This is a genomic window from Aureibaculum flavum, assembly GCF_016406085.1.
Classification (GTDB): domain Bacteria; phylum Bacteroidota; class Bacteroidia; order Flavobacteriales; family Flavobacteriaceae; genus Aureibaculum; species Aureibaculum flavum.
Window position 1 is genome coordinate 253,042 of the sequence record NZ_JAEHFJ010000002.1, and the last position, 17,052, is coordinate 270,093.

The window sequence follows — 17,052 nt, forward strand, 5'->3', positions numbered from 1 at the left end:
TAAAATTTATAATAAAATAATATTTGCCATTTAATTAAATGTCCTTACATTTGCACGGAATTTTAAGAGATATATTTTTAATTGAATACGTAATGCAAATCAACACCTTTAGATTTTTTTTATTAGGATTGTTATTCTCCATTTCCCTTAACGGATTCGCTTCAGGCGAAGAAAAAACCGGGGACGAAAAGTTCGACCCTAAAGAAATGATCATGCATCACGTAAAGGATGCTCATAGTTTCCATCTTTGGGATTGGGACGGACATCCAGTTTCTATTTCCCTTCCTGTTATATTATGGACGGATAATGGATTGACTACTTTTATGTCATCTGAATTTCATCATGATAACTCAGGTACGCATATTGTTGAGAAGAATGGCGGTAAATTTGTTAATTTACATGAAAAAATATATCAGCTAAATGATGGTGAAACTTCGGTTGCTTTTGATGCTGAACACCATCCTACTAACGCTGTAAAACCTTACGATTTTTCTATTACTAGAAATGTATTTATGATGTGGGTTTCTGTATTGGTACTATTACTTATTTTTATTGGTGCCGCTAGACGTTATAAAAAATCAGAAAATTTTGTACCTAAAGGTATTGCAAGTTTTGTAGAACCCTTAATCGTTTTTGTAAGAGATGAGATTGCCGTACCCATGATTGGCGAAAAAACGTATAAAAGATATATGCCTTATTTATTAACCATTTTCTTCTTTGTTTGGATTAATAATATATTTGGTTTAATACCTATTATAAACGGAGCTAACGTAAGTGGTAATATTGCATTTACCTTTACCCTTGCACTATTCACGTTTATTATTACAACTTTAGTAGGTAATAAAAATTATTGGAAACATATTTTCTGGATGCCAGGAGTTCCTGTACCCATGAAAATTTTCTTAATGCCTATTGAACTAATAGGAATGATGGTGAAACCAATCTCATTAATGATTCGTTTGTTTGCGAACATTACAGCAGGTCACATTATTATATTAGCATTAATGTCTTTAATATTCGTATTTAAATCAGTTGCGGTTGCTCCTGTATCAATTGCATTTGCATTATTTATTACGGTTATTGAGATTATAGTAACGGCTATTCAAGCCTACATATTTACAGTATTGTCTGCCCTTTATTTTGGTATGGCAACTGAAGAAGCAGAACATTAATAATTAATTTTAAATATTTAAACTATGAGTTTAGCATTATTACAAGCCACTGAGGCCATGGACGTAGGATCTATTGCAGCTATTGGAGCTGGTTTAGCAGCTATTGGAGCTGGTATCGGTATTGGTAAAATTGGAGGACAAGCTATGGAAGCTATGGCACGTCAACCTGAAATGCATGGAAAGATTCAATCATCTGCTTTAATTTTAGCTGCCTTCGTTGAGGCGGTTGCATTGTTTGCAGTGGTAGTATCATTTCTTAAGTAAAAAGAAATAAAAGTGTAACGGTTGGTTGCACTTTTATTTTTGTTTAAAATTAATATATAAAAAATATAAAATGGATTTAGTAACTCCTGGATTAGGACTTGTTGTTTGGACTGGTATAACCTTTATTATTTTATTGATTATTCTTAGAAAATTTGCTTGGAAACCTATATTAGGTGCAGTAGGCGAAAGAGAAGACTCTATAAAAAATGCTTTGTTAGAAGCTGATAAAGCTCGTCAAGAAATGGAAAATTTAAAATCTGATAATGAAAAGATTTTAAAAGAAGCCCGTGCAGAAAGAGATGCTATGCTTAAAGACGCTAGAGAGATGAAAAATAATGTAATCTCTGAAGCTAAGGATGAAGCAAAAGCTCAAGCGAATAAAATTATAGAACAGGCTAAAACTAGTATCCAAAACGAAAAATTAGCAGCTATTACTGATTTAAAAAATCAAGTAGCTGATCTTTCAATAGGCATTGCAGAAAAAGTCTTAAAAGAACAACTTTCAAACAAAGACAAACAAGAAAAGTTAGTTGAAAGTATGTTAAACGATGTAAAATTGAACTAGATGAAGCACTCAAGAGCTGCCATAAGATACGCTAAAGCTGTTTTAAATCTTTCGTTAGAATTAAAAAAGGCCGACACTATTAATGAAAATATGCAATCTATTGCTTCTACTATGGAGGGCAGTAAAGAGTTGCAAATTATGTTGAGCAGTCCTGTAATCAAATCAAAAATTAAAAAGTCTGCTTTGTTAGCAGTATTTAAAAATCTTGATAAAATATCAATACGTTTAATTGATTTACTTATTGAGAATAAAAGGTTATCTATATTATCTCAAATAGCAAAACAATACACTCTAATTTATGACCTTCATAAAGGTTCTGAACTAGCAAAAGTAACTACAGCGATTCCTTTAACGAAAGCCTTAGAAGAAAAAATACTTATTAAGGTTAAAGAAATAGTAGGTAAAGAGGTTAGTATAGAAAATATTATTGATCCAACAATTATTGGCGGATTTATTTTACGTGTTGGCGACAAACAATTTGACGCTAGTATTACAGGAAAAATGAATAATTTACGTAGAGAGTTTGAACATAATCATTACGTACCAAAGTTTTAATAAAAATTAAATAAATGGCAACAATAAATCCAGCTGAAGTATCAGCAATTTTAAAACAACAATTAGCAGGTTTTGATGGTAACGCTTCTTTAGATGAAGTAGGTACTGTTTTACAAATAGGTGATGGTATTGCTCGTGTTTACGGTCTAGCCAATGTACAATACGGTGAATTAGTAGAATTCGAAAACGGATTGGAAGGTATGGTACTTAACCTTGAAGAAGATAATGTTGGTGTTGTATTATTAGGTGATTCAACTGATATTAGAGAAGGAGCTACAGTAAAACGTACAGAAAGAATTTCTTCGTTAAGAGTTGGTGAAGGTATTGTAGGTAGAGTTGTAAACACCTTAGGTGAACCAATTGATGGTAAAGGACCTATTACAGGTGAGACTTACGAAATGCCATTAGAGCGTAAAGCTCCTGGTGTAATTTTCCGTGAGCCTGTTACTGAGCCTATGCAATCTGGTATTAAAGCTATTGATGCTATGATTCCTGTGGGTAGAGGTCAACGTGAACTTATTATTGGTGACCGTCAAACAGGTAAATCAACTGTTGCTTTAGATACGATCTTAAATCAAAAAGAATTTTTTGACGCTGGTGAGCCAGTATATTGTATTTATGTTGCTATAGGTCAAAAAGGATCTAACGTAGCGGCTATTGCAAATATGTTAGAAGAACGTGGTGCATTAGCGTATACAACTATTGTAGCTGCAAATGCTTCTGACCCTGCACCTATGCAAGTATATGCTCCAATGGCAGGTGCTGCAATTGGTGAATTTTTTAGAGATACTGGTCGTCCTGCATTAATTGTTTTTGATGATTTATCTAAACAAGCCGTTGCGTATCGTGAGATTTCTTTATTATTAAGAAGACCACCGGGACGTGAAGCTTATCCTGGTGATGTATTTTATTTACACTCAAGATTATTAGAACGTGCTGCAAAGGTGATCAATGATGATACTATTGCACAGCAAATGAATGACATTCCTGATTCTATAAAACATTTAGTAAAAGGTGGTGGTTCTTTAACTGCTTTACCAATTATTGAAACTCAAGCAGGTGATGTTTCTGCTTATATACCAACAAACGTAATTTCTATTACGGATGGACAAATTTTCTTAGAATCTGATTTATTTAATTCAGGTGTTAGACCAGCAATTAACGTAGGTATTTCTGTATCTCGTGTGGGTGGTAATGCTCAGATTAAATCAATGAAAAAAGTAGCCGGTACTTTAAAACTAGATCAAGCACAATATCGTGAATTAGAAGCTTTTGCAAAATTTGGTTCTGATTTAGATGCTGCAACAATGAATGTAATTGAAAAAGGTAAACGTAATGTTGAGATTTTAAAACAAGCTCAAAACGATCCTTTTACTGTTGAAGATCAAGTTGCAATTATCTATGCTGGTTCTAAAAACTTATTAAGAAATGTACCTGTTGAAAAAGTAAAAGAATTTGAAAAAGATTTTTTATACTTTTTAAACACTAAACATAGAGATACTTTAGATACTTTAAAAGCAGGTAAATTAACTGATGATGCAATTTCAGTTATTGAAAATGCTGCTAAAGAATTATCAGAAAAATACATTTAATTAGAGATGTGTATTAAGTAGTAAGATGCTAACATCTTACTACTTAATACCTTTATACTTTGTACTAAAAACAAATGGCAAATTTAAAAGAAATACGAAACAGAATTTCATCTATTGGTTCAACCATGCAAATTACGAGTGCCATGAAAATGGTATCTGCTGCTAAGTTGAAAAAAGCCCAAGATGCAATTACTGCTATGCGTCCTTATTCCAATAAATTAACTGAATTGTTGCAAAGTTTAAGTGCTACTTTAGAAGGTGATGTTGGAAGCGTTTATGCTCAAAAAAGAGACGTAAAAAAGGTGCTTTTAGTGGTGGTAACTTCCAATAGAGGTCTTTGTGGTGCTTTCAATACTTCTGTAATAAAAAAAGCCCTTGATATTATTCATACAACGTATGCTAATCAAAAAGTGGATGTTATAACTATTGGTAAAAAAGCAAATGATTTATTGTCAAAAAAACATAATGTAGTTGCTAATCATAGCGATTTATTTGATGACTTAACATTTGACAATACTGCGATAATTGCCGAATCGTTAATGGAGCAATATGCTGACGGATCTTATGATCGTATAGAAATTGTCTACAACAGATTTAAAAATGCAGCAACACAAATTACAACTAACGAACAGTTTTTACCAATTGTTTCTGAAGCTAGTAATCAAAATGTGAATTTAGATTATATTTTTGAACCTTCTAAAATTGAAATTGTTGAAGGTTTAATTCCTAAATCATTAAAAACTCAATTGTATAAATCCGTAAGAGATTCTTATGCATCAGAACACGGTGCTCGTATGACAGCCATGCATAAAGCGACTGATAATGCGACTGAATTACGTGACCAATTGAAATTGACATATAATAAAGCACGTCAAGCTGCTATTACTAACGAAATTTTAGAAATTGTTGGTGGAGCCGAAGCACTTAACAATTAGGCGTAGCGACAGCGAAGTCAAATATTTAAACAGTGCGGAAGCGTTGAACAATTAGACGAAGCGATAGCGAAGTCAAATATTTAAACAATGCAGAAGCACTTAACAATTAGACGAAGCGACAGCGAAGTCAAATATTTAAACAGTGCAGAATCACTTAACAATTAGACGAAGCGACAGCGAAGTCAAATATTTAAACAGTGCAGAAGCACTTAACAATTAGACGAAGCGATAGCGAAGTCAAATATTTAAACAGTGCAGAAGCACTGAACAATTAGGCGTAGCGACAGCGAAGTCAAATATTTAAACAGTGCAGAAGCGTTGAACAATTAGACGAAGGGATAGCGAAGTCAAATATTTAAACAGTGCGGAAGCACTAAATAATTAGGCGAAGCCAAATACATTATGAGTGCGGAAGCACTAAATAATTAATTGATAATTTTCCTATTTCTGTAAATTCAGGAATCTCATTAATAACTTGTACAAACACCCGAAGATTTAATATCTTTGGGTGTTTTTTATTTATAAGCATGACACAAAAAGTATTATTTCTTGATAGCAACCACCCGCTACTAAAAACAGGTCTTGAAACTTTAGGCTATATCTGTGACGAAGATTTTACTTCCTCAAAAGAACGTATTGAAACGAAAATAAAAGAGTACCAAGGTTTGGTTATTAGAAGTCGTTTTACAATCGATAAAAAATTTATTGATAGCACTGAAAATTTAAAGTTTATAGCAAGAGTTGGTGCTGGATTGGAAAATATTGATGTTGACTATGCTAAATCAAAAAACATTGTACTCATAGCCGCTCCAGAAGGCAATAGAAATGCCGTTGGTGAACATGCTTTAGGTATGTTACTGTCTTTATTTAACAAACTCAATAAAGCTGATAGAGAAGTACGACAAGGAAAATGGCTTCGTGAAAATAACCGTGGTTTGGAACTAGATGGTAAAACTGTCGGTATTATAGGTTATGGCAATATGGGCAAAGCTTTTGCTAAAAAACTACGAGGATTTGATATAGAAGTACTTTGCTACGATATTAAACCTAATGTTGGTGATGACAACTGTAAACAAGTCACCTTAGCTGAATTTCAAGCAAAAACTGACGTTATTAGTTTACATACACCACAAACGCCATTAACTCTGAATATGGTGAATAAAGATTTTATTAACGCCTTTCAAAAGCCGGTCTGGTTTATAAATACTGCCAGAGGGAAAAGTGTAGTGACTAAAGATTTGGTGGATGCCTTAAAATCAGGTAAAATTTTAGGAGCGGGATTAGATGTCTTAGAATATGAAAAATCATCTTTTGAACATTTATTTACTGATAAAAACATGCCAGAAGCCTACCAATATTTGATTGAAGCAGAAAATGTGATTCTATCACCCCATGTTGCCGGCTGGACAATTGAAAGTAATGAAAAGTTAGCACAAACCATAGTTGATAAGGTTGACGCAAATTTTTCGTAAATTGTGAGGAACAACTATTATGAATTATAAAGCTAACTCGGTTGAAGATTATATCGACCAAATACCTGAAGACAGAAAAGAAGTAATTATCAAACTCCATAAAGTAATTTTAGAGCATTTACCTAACGGATTTGAATCAGGCATAAATTATAACATGATTGGTTATTATGTACCGCATTCCGTTTACCCTAATGGATATCATTGTGATCCGAAGTTACCTTTACCATTTATAAATTTAGCTTCACAGAAAAATTCTATAAATTTATATCATGTTGGTATCTACGCCAAAAAGGAATTGTTAGATTGGTTTGTGTCCGAATATCCTAAATATAGCAAGCGAAAATTAGATATGGGTAAAAGTTGTATCCGCTTTAAATATATAAATGAAATTCCTCATGAATTAATTGCTGACTTAGTTAAAAAAATGACAGTAAAAGATTGGATTGAAACATATGAAAAATCATTAAAAAAATAACAGATGAAAAATAAAGTAACTGGTATTGGTGGCATCTTTTTTAAAACTGATGATCCTAATGCGACAAAAGATTGGTATAAAAAACATTTAGGATTTAATACAGATGATTGGGGTTGTACATTTTGGTGGAAAGATGCAGATGGGAATAAATGCTCAACACAATGGAGTCCTTTTAAGCAAGACTCGAATTATTTTGAGCCTTCTAAAAAAGACTTTATGTTTAACTATAGGGTAGAAAACTTAGTTGAATTATTGGATGAACTTAAAAAAGAAGGCGTTACAGTCATTGACAAAATTGAGGAATTTGAATATGGAAAGTTTGGTTGGATTCTCGATTTAGATGGTAATAAAATTGAACTTTGGGAACCGAAAGATGCAGCATTTTTATAAATTGATTACCAAAATGAACTTTCTCAATTAATGTCGTACCTCGAAATTATTAATGCCTATCAACTGTCCGCCCAACAATGGATTTTTATACTGTTAGCCGTTTTTTTATTAGGTTTATCTAAATCTGGTATTAAAGGTATTGGTATTCTTAATGTAGTAATTCTAGCATTTGTATTTGGCGAAAAAGCCTCCACTGGTGTATTGTTGCCAATGCTCATATTTGCTGATATATTCGCTGTAATATATTATAATAGACATGCCAACTGGACATATATAAAAAAACTATTACCATGGATGGTCGTTGGAGTTCTTGTTGGGGTTTGGGTTGGAAATGATATTTCTGAATTGCTTTTTAAAAGATTGATGGCTATCATTATTATAACTTCTGTGCTTATTTTATTTTATAATGAAAAAAGAAAATCTTCAACAATCCCCACACATATTGCTTTTTCCAGTTCTGCAGGGTTTTTAGCGGGATTTACAACTATGATAGGTAATTTAGCTGGACCAATATCAAATATATATTTTCTAGCTATTAAACTGCCTAAAAATGAATTTATCGGTACAGCAGCTTGGCTGTTTTTTATAATAAATGTTTTTAAATTACCGTTTCACTTTTTTGTATGGAAAACGGTTACGAAAGAGTCACTGGTTTTAAACTCCATTCTTATACCTTCCGTAGTTTTAGGATTTTTTATAGGTGTGATGATTGTTAAAAAAATATCTAACCTAAATTATAGAAAATTTATTCTCATTGTAACGACAATAGGAGCTTTGGTAATGCTATTTAAATAAACACCTAAGCCGAACGCCTAGAAGACATTTTCAATGTATCTAAATTCATCATTTGCTTCACCATCTTGTACACTTCTGGCAATTTTTGATTGAACTCATGTGGTGTTTCAAAGAAATGCTCAACCACTACAGATAAAAACTCAAACTGATTCTTAAAACCATATTGTCTTAAATAACCTGACTTTACAATTTTTCGTTGTAATTTTTTGTCTTTCATTCTCTCTAACAATGCCGTAAAATGATCTAAAAACACAACTGAGGTAAAACTACTTTCTTTTAAAAAACTAAAATGCATAGCATGCGTTAATTCATGCAAGCCTAAATTTAAATTATTTTCTTCAATTTCTATTCCATCCATAAAATTATCCCAAGAGAAAACAATTGTACCCAATCTTGGATTCGTTTCTCCTTGATGACGTCTATTGGTTACTTTAGAAACATAATTTTTAGGATAAATAACGATATTATCAAACTGAGAAAACAAGTATCTTCTCATTCCAAAAGTTAACATTACCGCAGTAGAGGCAATTAATAACTCCATTTTTTTTGTAATTACGATACCGTCACGACCAATGAAATTATGAGCTTCAATAAACTTTAATACTCTATGTTCAAAACAACGTTTATCAATAATAGATAAATTATTATAAAAAGGGAAATTATCGGCAATAATAGCCCGCTGTGCTCCAAACATAAAATTTGGAAAAAGCACAAAACGGTTCAAATTAGTTGCACCAAATACAAGGCTTACAAGTTCTATCAAAATAGTTGTTTTTAAATAGCAATTTCTTTTAAATTAACCCATAGCTACGAGTTAACTTTTAAAGTATTCTTTCTTTTCTACCGCTATAATACGACTATTTTAGCAAAAAAGAGTGCTTTTTTCTAAGTTTCACATCCTTATTAACATCTATCAACTAAATATTTTAACAAATCTGTAGTGGTAACTATGCCTACCAATTCATCATTATCTACCACTGGAAGTGCATGAAATTCTTTATTAATCAATAACGATGCTACATCTTTGATTATGGTTTCCGAAGAAACGATCACCGGATGACTGGCCATTATCTGACCTACAGAAAGCATACTGTAAATAGAATCATCAATAGATTCATTATCATCATAATTATCTGCAAAACTAATTCGAGATAAATCAGTCAAACTTAACATGCCAACAATCTTTTTGTTTTTCACTACAGGTGCATGTCTAATTTTATGTTCTTTGAACAATTTATCAGCTTCTGGTAATTTTGCATTTTGTTTGATGACAACTACATTTTGTGTCATAATTCTAGATACAGGTTCTTTATGTTTCATAATGATTTAACCTTTTATGTTTATTAGTTAAATTTCCTAAAAATAAAGCCAAATTAAAATGATAAATATCAGTATTGAGAACTATTCCATTTAATTTTAATTTACGTTTTAGAAGAAAACCACGTAAATTATCTAAACAAACACATACTTCGTTATTTGTATGTATGACATTACATGCTGTACGTATTCTGACTGAAATGATTACAATCTCATAAAAAATAAAACCTCCGCTAATCTTTTAAAAAGAAAATGCGGAGGAGTTATTATTTTTAATTTATACTATACACAATGAAGATTTTAAAAAGTTAAATTTACCTTCTTCATTTTCAGATTTAAATGCTATTTGTCTTTACCTTTCTTCCAGAGACCTTCCATTTCTTCTAAGGTTTTCCCTTTGGTTTCTGGTACAAATTTCCAAACAAAGAACATCGCTAATAGTCCCATTCCACCATAAATCCAATAGGCAAATCCGTGATTGAATTTCTCTAACAAATAACTATTTTTATCCATCATTGGGAAAGTCCAAGAAACCAAGTAATTAGAAATCCATTGTGCTGCTACGGCTATTGCCATGGCACGTCCACGAATTTTATTAGGAAAAATTTCCGATAATAAAACCCATGTTACTGGTCCCCAACTCATCGCAAAACTTGCCACATACACTAACATACATATTAAGGCAAACATGCCTACAGACTTTCCGAAGAATGCTCCCCCTAGTGCAAACATAGAGATTGCCATACCCAATGCACCTATAATCATCAATGGTTTTCTACCAAACCTATCTACAGTCATAATTGCCAACACAGTAAAGGCTAAGTTTACGGCTCCAACTATAATTGTTTGTAGTAAAGCAGTATCGGTTCCTGAACCCATCGTTTTAAATATTTCTGGAGCATAGTACAATACCACGTTGATACCTACAAATTGTTGAAATATGGATAATAAAATCCCGATAACAATAACAGCAGTTCCAAAAGAGAATAATTTTCCCGAATGACTTACAACTGTATTTTTAATATCTCCTAATATTTTTTTAGCTTCTTCTACCCCATTCACTTTGGTTAAAACATCTAAGGCCTTTTCATCTTGATTCTTTAACACCAGTGATCTTGGCGTATCAGGAACAAAAAACAGCATCAATAAAAACAAACTTGCTGGAATAGTTTCTGATGCAAACATCCAACGCCATCCAACTGTATTTAACCAACTATCATCTCCTTGTTTCGCTATATAATAGTTTACAAAATAAACGATTAACATACCAAAAATAATTGCAAACTGATTCATTGAAACTAATTTACCTCTCACTTTGGCGGGAGCAATTTCTGCAATATAGAGCGGTGATAACATAGATGCTAAACCAACACCAATACCTCCAATAATTCTATAGACTACAAAAATGTAAATAAAGCTGTGATCTCCTTCTCCAATAGGCTTCATAAATAGCTCAGGCATAGAGGATCCTATAGCGGAAAATAGAAATAATATTCCCGCTAAAATCAATCCTTTTTTACGCCCTAGACTCTTACTCACTACACCTCCAAAAAGCCCACCAATAATACAACCAATCAGTGCACTTGAAACTACCATCCCTAATCGGGAATTTGCGGCTACTTCACTTAACCCAAAAGGTTTGACAAAAAAGCTATCTAATGAGCTTACGGTACCTGAAATTACAGCAGTATCATAACCAAAAAGTAATCCTCCTAAGGTCGCTACTAATGTCAATTTTAATAAATATGCTGAATTGGTCGATTTTTGCATGGCTTGTCAGTTAAATGTATTGATTGATAATGTTTTCGAACAATTCTTGCTTACCACTTCTTAAGGTTAACTCCCCATTCTCTTGAGCTATTTTGTACAAGTCTTGTAGGCTTAAATTACCTTTCTCAAATTCTTTTCCTTTACCAGAATCGAAAGAACTATATCTTTCTTTACGCAACTTTTCGTAAGGTGAAGATGTCATAATCTTATCCGCAATTAATAATGCTCTAGCAAATGTATCTGCCCCACCAATATGTGCATGGAAAACATCTTCTAAATCGGTAGAGTTTCTTCTGATTTTTGCATCAAAATTAATACCACCACCCTGTAAACCTCCGGCTTTTAAAAAGACAAGCATGGCTTCGGTAGTTTCTTGAATATTATTTGGAAACTGATCTGTATCCCATCCATTTTGATAATCACCTCTATTGGCATCTAAGCTCCCTAACATTCCTGCTTTTGCAGCAACTTCAATTTCATGTTGAAAAGTATGTTGGGCTAAAGTGGCGTGATTTACTTCTATATTGATTTTAAAATCTTTATCTAATCCGTATTCTTTTAAGAAACCTATAGCTGTTGCTGAATCAAAATCATATTGATGTTTCATAGGCTCCATAGGTTTAGGCTCTATAAAGAAATTTCCTTTAAATCCTTGACTACGTGCATAATCTCTTGCCATTGTCAAAAACTGACCCATATGATCTAATTCTCTACCCATGTCTGTGTTTAACAAAGACATATAACCTTCTCTACCACCCCAAAAAACATAGTTTTCACCACCTAATTTGATAGTCGCATCTAAAGCCAATTTTATTTGTCCACCGGCTCTGGCAACTACATCAAAATCTGGATTAGTTCCTGCTCCATTCATATATCTAGGGTTTGAAAAACAGTTGGCTGTACCCCAAAGTAATTTAACACTATTTTCTTTTTGTTTTTCTTTGATGTAATCGGTTATTGTTGCCAAACGCTTTTCAGATTCAGCAAAAGTGGCCCCTTCTTGAATAAGGTCATAATCGTGAAAACAGAAATAATCGAAGCCCATTTTTGAGATAAATTCAAAAGCAGCATCTGCTTTGTCTTTTGCGGCTTGAATTGGATCTGAAGATTGATCCCAAGGGAAACTTTGAGTACCAGGTCCAAATGGATCTCCACCTTGACCACAGAAGCTATGCCAATAAGCAATGGCGAATCTAAAGTGTTCTCGCATCGTTTTTCCTGCCACAACTTGTTCAGGGTTATAATACTTAAACGCCATTGGATTGTCTGATTCTTTTCCTTCAAACTTTATTTTCCCTATTCCTTTGTAATATTCTTTTGTTGCCATTCTTTGTGTGTTTTATGATTATAAATTATTTTATTTTGTACTTAATATTAGTTCTAATTCTTTTTTCCAATTTTGGTATGCTTTTAAGTAGGGTTCTTTATCTTTAAAAGGCATAAACGTCATTACATGATCGTTTTCCATAATTAGTTTTCCATAGCTTTCAAAATCTCCTTTGTGCAAGCCAGAAGCACGTGCTGCTCCAATAGCACCAGTTGTATTATAAATTTCTATTTCGTGTTGTATTAATGTAGCCACGGTGTTAGCAAAAATTTCTGAACGAAATAAATTATCGTTACCAGCACGCATTACATTTACATCTATTCCGTCTGATGTTAAAATTTCCATACCGTATACAAATGAGAATGCAATACCTTCTAAAGCAGCTCTACAAATATGAGCTTTGTGATGATTATTTAAGTTTACATTGACTAATCTGGTTCCTATTTCCAAATTGTTTAACATTCTTTCAGCACCGTTTCCAAAAGGAAGCATGCAAACGCCATCTGACCCTACAGGAATTTCTGAAGCCAAATTATTCATTTCTTCATAAGAATCAACGGCCAAGTTGTTTAGCAACCATCTGTATTGAATTCCAGCACCGTTAATATTTAACAATTTACCAATACGAGGTTTAGATTTTGTATAATTTACGTGTGCAAAATTGTTTACTCGTGTACTTTCTTTACCGGATAATTTTTCGGTAACAGCATATACAACACCTGATGTTCCACCAGTTGCAGCAATTTCACCAGGATTAAATACATTTAACGCCAATGCATTATTTGGTTGGTCTCCTGCTCTATAAAAAATTGGTGTTCCGGCAGCCAAACCACTTTCTAACTCTCCTTTTTCACTTACCACACATTGTTCTCCAAACGTTGGTACTATGTCTGGCACTAAAGCGTTATCAATGCCATAATTTTCTAATAAAAAGTTCGCTACAGTATCGTTTTTAAAATCCCAAAATATACCTTCTGATAAACCAGAAATTGTCGTGGTCATTTTGTTTGAAAACTTAAAGGCAATAAAATCTCCTGGCAGCATAAATTTATAAATGTTTTTATAAATTTCTGGTTCATTTTCTTTCACCCATTTTAATTTTGAAGCGGTAAAGTTGGCCGGAGAATTTAGCAAATGAGAAGTACATTTTTCTTCTCCCATATCTTTAAATCCCTTATTACCTATTTCAACAGCTCTACTATCGCACCAAATAATGCTTTTTCGCAAGGGTTTTCCCGCTTTATCTACTACAACTAAACCGTGCATTTGGTAAGCAATACCAATACCTTTAATTTGCGTTCTTGAAATATTATAAGTCTTTTTTAACCGTTCCGTGGCTTTGCAAATATATTGCCACCATTCTTCTGGTTTTTGCTCTGCCCAGCCATTCTTTAATGCCAGCATAGTCATTTCTGTTTCTGGCTCTTGTACAACTCCAATACTTTTTCCTGTTGAAATTTCAACAAGAGCAGCCTTGATAGATGAACTTCCTAAATCAAATCCGATGTAATACATAATTTTATAATGATTCTCTAATGGTTAATTTTGTTGGTATATAACATTGTATAGGTTTCTCTTTTGTGATAAATTCAGCTGCTTTTGTGCCCAACTTTTTAAAATCAGTGGAAACCACAGAAATACCTTTGTAAATAAATTTTTTCATGGGCGTTTCGTTGTACGATAAAAAGCCAACATCTACACCAGGTTCAAAATCTCTTTCGCGACACTGTTCTAAAAAACTGCCTAAAATTCGATCACTTACACTTATATATGCAATGTTTTTTTCTATGATAAAGGCGTTCGGATTGGTAATTATCTTATACTTGAATTTGTTACTCTTACAGAAGCTTTTAAAATAGGTAACCGTTTCGATGCTATGATTAGTGTAATTTGGATAAATAAAATGAATCTCATTATATTTTTTAAACAAGGCAACAGCACCAGTTAAAGCTTCCTCAAAAGAAGCTCCAAAATCTTGAAAAACATAATTATTAGATGGATTAGAATGCATATTCCAATCGATTAAAAGTAGATTCTGTTGCTCCATTTCAGACAATATAGAGGCCACTTTCTTATGGTCAAAAGGCATAATTACATACTTGTAATATTTACCTTTACTATTGTTGATAATAGTTTCAAAGTTGTCAATATTATAATGATGAAATTGAACATCGGTTATAATATTATTAGGCATATTATTTATAAACGAATGGTATAAAACTTCTTTATAGGCTTTAAAAGTATCTAAAACCAAAAGCACTCTTTTGGTATCGCTAGCCACATAATACCCTTTGTTGGGAACGGCATCTACAACTCCTTGTTCTTTCAATAATGAATAGGATTTGAAAACCGTATCTCTTGACAATTCATAGGTCTTACACATTACATTTACCGAAGGAAGTGAATCACCAATTGTAATATCATTTTTAGCAATGGCATCATTAATAGCATTCACCAACTGCTTATATTTTGGAATATCACTGTTTTGAAGTAACTTAAATGTAAAATTTTCTTTTAACATGTGTTCTGTTCTGTTCCGTTATGTAAAAATAACAAATATTTTCTAATTAACAAAAATCATAGCTCTTTTTTATTGAATAAATAAAAATTTAAAGCAATAATTAAGAGTATACATGGTTGAATACTATTAAAAACATAGGCAGAACTCAACAAGAGCATCAATAAGTTGGGTAACCATTTATTTTATTCTTTGCTCTTTGAAGAAGTAAAATATTTCAATTTAGCATAAGAATATATCTATTAAAAGTGTTAAATAAGCATTTATGGCAATGTATACGATCTATTTTTACAACTTTTACATCCTTAAAACACTTCGGTTTTAGGACAAATAAATATAGATTCCTATTACTGCAGCAATTACAGTATAGCCAACTGGTTTTAAATATTTCCAATTGGTTATATCTACTTGCTTTGTATATACTTGGACATAATCTGTTTCTCTTGGTGCGAATTTACTAACCACAAACATTATTATAATGGTTAACACAAACAAGATACCCATTAAGTGTAAGAAACTAATATCTGGTTTAATTACATATAGTGTTATTAAATATGTAATTGCACTAAATAAAATAGCAATATTTGCAGCTTTCGCAGAAACACGTTTTGAAAATATACCCACAATTACAATCGCTAAAATAGGAACACTATGCGTACCATTTAATTGCTGAAGGTATGTAAATATACCACCTTCAACACCGTAAAGTAATGGAGCTATTCCCATAGAAAATAAGGCTAAAACAATACCAAATATTTTACCTGCACGTACAACTTGTAATTCTGACGCGTCTTTATTAATATATTCTTTATAAAAATCAAGACCAAATAAAGTAACCGAACTATTTAAGGCACTATTAAATGAACTTAAAATGGCACCAAACAATACTGCTGCAAAAAAACCAATGAACGCAACAGGTAGCACTGCCTTAACAACCATTGGATATGCTTCATCAGGATTGGCTAAATCACCATTAAAAATATAGAATGCAATAATACCGGGAAGCACGACAATAAAAGGTCCAAGAATTTTAATAAATGCGGCGAGTAAAAGCCCTTTCTGACCTTCTTTTAAATTTTTAGCCCCAAGAGCTCTTTGTATAATTGCTTGGTTGGTTCCCCAATAGTAAAAGTTAACAATTATCATTCCTGTAAAAAGTGTCCAAAATGGCACATCCGAATCGGGACCACCAATAATATCAAATTTCTCAGGGAGTGCTGTTGTTAACCTATTTAAACCTGTAAAAACATTACCATCACCAATTTTCATAAGCCCAAAAATGGGTATTAACGAGCCCCCAACAATTAAGCCCACAGCATTAATAGAATCAGATACTGCAACAGCTTTTAATCCTCCAAAAATTGCATAAATACTTCCGATAATCCCTATGGACCAAACGGTCACCCACAGAGCAGCTTCTGGACCCATATTTAATGCCTCAGGAATATCAAACATCGTATTAATGGCCAAAGCACCAGAATACAATACTGTTGGCAACATAGATATGGCGTACCCTAATAAGAATAATAAAGAAACAATAGTTTTGGTAGATTTACCATATCTTTTTTCTAAAAATTGTGGAATCGTTGCAATACCACTTTTTAGATATTTAGGTAATAAAACGAATGCGGTAAAAACCATGGCAATTGCGGCAACCACTTCATAAGCCATAATAGGTAATCCGTCTCTAAACGAAACACCATTCATACCCACTATTTGTTCAGTTGATAAGTTTGTTAGTAACAAAGAACCAGCAATAACGGGCCCTGTTAAACTTCTTCCTCCTAAAAAATAACCGTCAGAAGACTTTTCATCTGTTGTTTTTGTGGACCACCATGCGATAGCAGCAACCAATAATGTAAAAGCCAAAAACGTTATTATTCCCATAATTTAATTCGTTAAGTG

General features: G+C 32.7%; 17 protein-coding genes. 10 read left to right on the forward strand and 7 right to left on the reverse strand.

The features are described 5' to 3' along the window. Positions 1-92 precede the first annotated feature (92 nt). The 10 genes from atpB (at position 93) to JBL43_RS04605 (ending at position 8,215) form a co-directional block, all read left to right on the forward strand. A complete protein-coding gene (gene atpB, locus JBL43_RS04560; RefSeq protein ID WP_198840289.1) occupies positions 93-1,172 on the forward strand; it encodes a F0F1 ATP synthase subunit A in 1,080 nt (359 codons plus the stop codon). A 57-nt stretch (positions 1,173-1,229) separates the two neighbouring features. Beyond that, positions 1,230-1,436, forward strand: coding sequence for an ATP synthase F0 subunit C (atpE, locus tag JBL43_RS04565; protein WP_117882232.1), 207 nt, complete (start codon positions 1,230-1,232; stop codon positions 1,434-1,436). Between the two features lie 70 nt (positions 1,437-1,506). After that, the gene (locus JBL43_RS04570; RefSeq protein ID WP_198840290.1) at positions 1,507-2,001 is read left to right on the forward strand and encodes a F0F1 ATP synthase subunit B; all 495 of its coding nucleotides are present in this window, start codon (positions 1,507-1,509) and stop codon (positions 1,999-2,001) included. Beyond that, complete coding sequence (gene atpH / locus JBL43_RS04575) at positions 2,002-2,556, forward strand: ATP synthase F1 subunit delta (protein ID WP_198840291.1); 555 nt, start codon at positions 2,002-2,004, stop codon at positions 2,554-2,556. Between the two features lie 14 nt (positions 2,557-2,570). After that, on the forward strand, positions 2,571-4,148 hold the full coding sequence (gene atpA, locus JBL43_RS04580; RefSeq protein WP_198840292.1) for a F0F1 ATP synthase subunit alpha: 1,578 nt from the start codon (positions 2,571-2,573) through the stop codon (positions 4,146-4,148). 74 nt (positions 4,149-4,222) lie between these two features. Beyond that, entirely contained in the window at positions 4,223-5,083 is an 861-nt protein-coding gene (gene atpG / locus JBL43_RS04585; protein WP_198840293.1) for an ATP synthase F1 subunit gamma, read from the forward strand. Between the two features lie 527 nt (positions 5,084-5,610). After that, positions 5,611-6,555: a 2-hydroxyacid dehydrogenase gene (locus tag JBL43_RS04590; protein WP_198840294.1), complete on the forward strand. Its 945-nt coding sequence runs from the start codon at positions 5,611-5,613 to the stop codon at positions 6,553-6,555. A gap of 19 nt (positions 6,556-6,574) precedes the next feature. Continuing rightward, entirely contained in the window at positions 6,575-7,030 is a 456-nt protein-coding gene (locus tag JBL43_RS04595) for a DUF1801 domain-containing protein (RefSeq protein ID WP_198840295.1), read from the forward strand. 3 nt (positions 7,031-7,033) lie between these two features. Then, complete coding sequence (locus JBL43_RS04600; RefSeq protein ID WP_198840296.1) at positions 7,034-7,420, forward strand: VOC family protein; 387 nt, start codon at positions 7,034-7,036, stop codon at positions 7,418-7,420. Between the two features lie 30 nt (positions 7,421-7,450). After that, entirely contained in the window at positions 7,451-8,215 is a 765-nt protein-coding gene (locus JBL43_RS04605) for a sulfite exporter TauE/SafE family protein (RefSeq protein ID WP_198840297.1), read from the forward strand. 4 nt (positions 8,216-8,219) lie between these two features. Here JBL43_RS04605 and JBL43_RS04610 read toward each other — a convergent pair whose 3' ends face one another. From JBL43_RS04610 to JBL43_RS04640, 7 genes are all read right to left on the reverse strand, one after another. Next, complete coding sequence (locus JBL43_RS04610; RefSeq protein WP_138948618.1) at positions 8,220-8,978, reverse strand: zinc-dependent peptidase; 759 nt, start codon at positions 8,976-8,978, stop codon at positions 8,220-8,222. Between the two features lie 140 nt (positions 8,979-9,118). After that, positions 9,119-9,535: a CBS domain-containing protein gene (locus JBL43_RS04615; protein WP_198840298.1), complete on the reverse strand. Its 417-nt coding sequence runs from the start codon at positions 9,533-9,535 to the stop codon at positions 9,119-9,121. Between the two features lie 339 nt (positions 9,536-9,874). Beyond that, positions 9,875-11,302 carry a D-xylose transporter XylE gene (xylE, locus tag JBL43_RS04620; protein ID WP_198840299.1) on the reverse strand — a complete coding sequence of 476 codons (1,428 nt, stop codon included), beginning with the start codon at positions 11,300-11,302 and terminating at the stop codon, positions 9,875-9,877. Between the two features lie 10 nt (positions 11,303-11,312). Further along, positions 11,313-12,629: a xylose isomerase gene (xylA, locus tag JBL43_RS04625; protein ID WP_198840300.1), complete on the reverse strand. Its 1,317-nt coding sequence runs from the start codon at positions 12,627-12,629 to the stop codon at positions 11,313-11,315. A gap of 30 nt (positions 12,630-12,659) precedes the next feature. Further along, positions 12,660-14,144, reverse strand: coding sequence for a xylulokinase (locus JBL43_RS04630; RefSeq protein WP_198840301.1), 1,485 nt, complete (start codon positions 14,142-14,144; stop codon positions 12,660-12,662). Positions 14,145-14,148: 4 nt separating this feature from the next. Continuing rightward, complete coding sequence (locus JBL43_RS04635; protein WP_198840302.1) at positions 14,149-15,150, reverse strand: GntR family transcriptional regulator; 1,002 nt, start codon at positions 15,148-15,150, stop codon at positions 14,149-14,151. 318 nt (positions 15,151-15,468) lie between these two features. Then, positions 15,469-17,034, reverse strand: coding sequence for a solute:sodium symporter family transporter (locus JBL43_RS04640; RefSeq protein WP_198840303.1), 1,566 nt, complete (start codon positions 17,032-17,034; stop codon positions 15,469-15,471). Positions 17,035-17,052 lie beyond the last annotated feature (18 nt).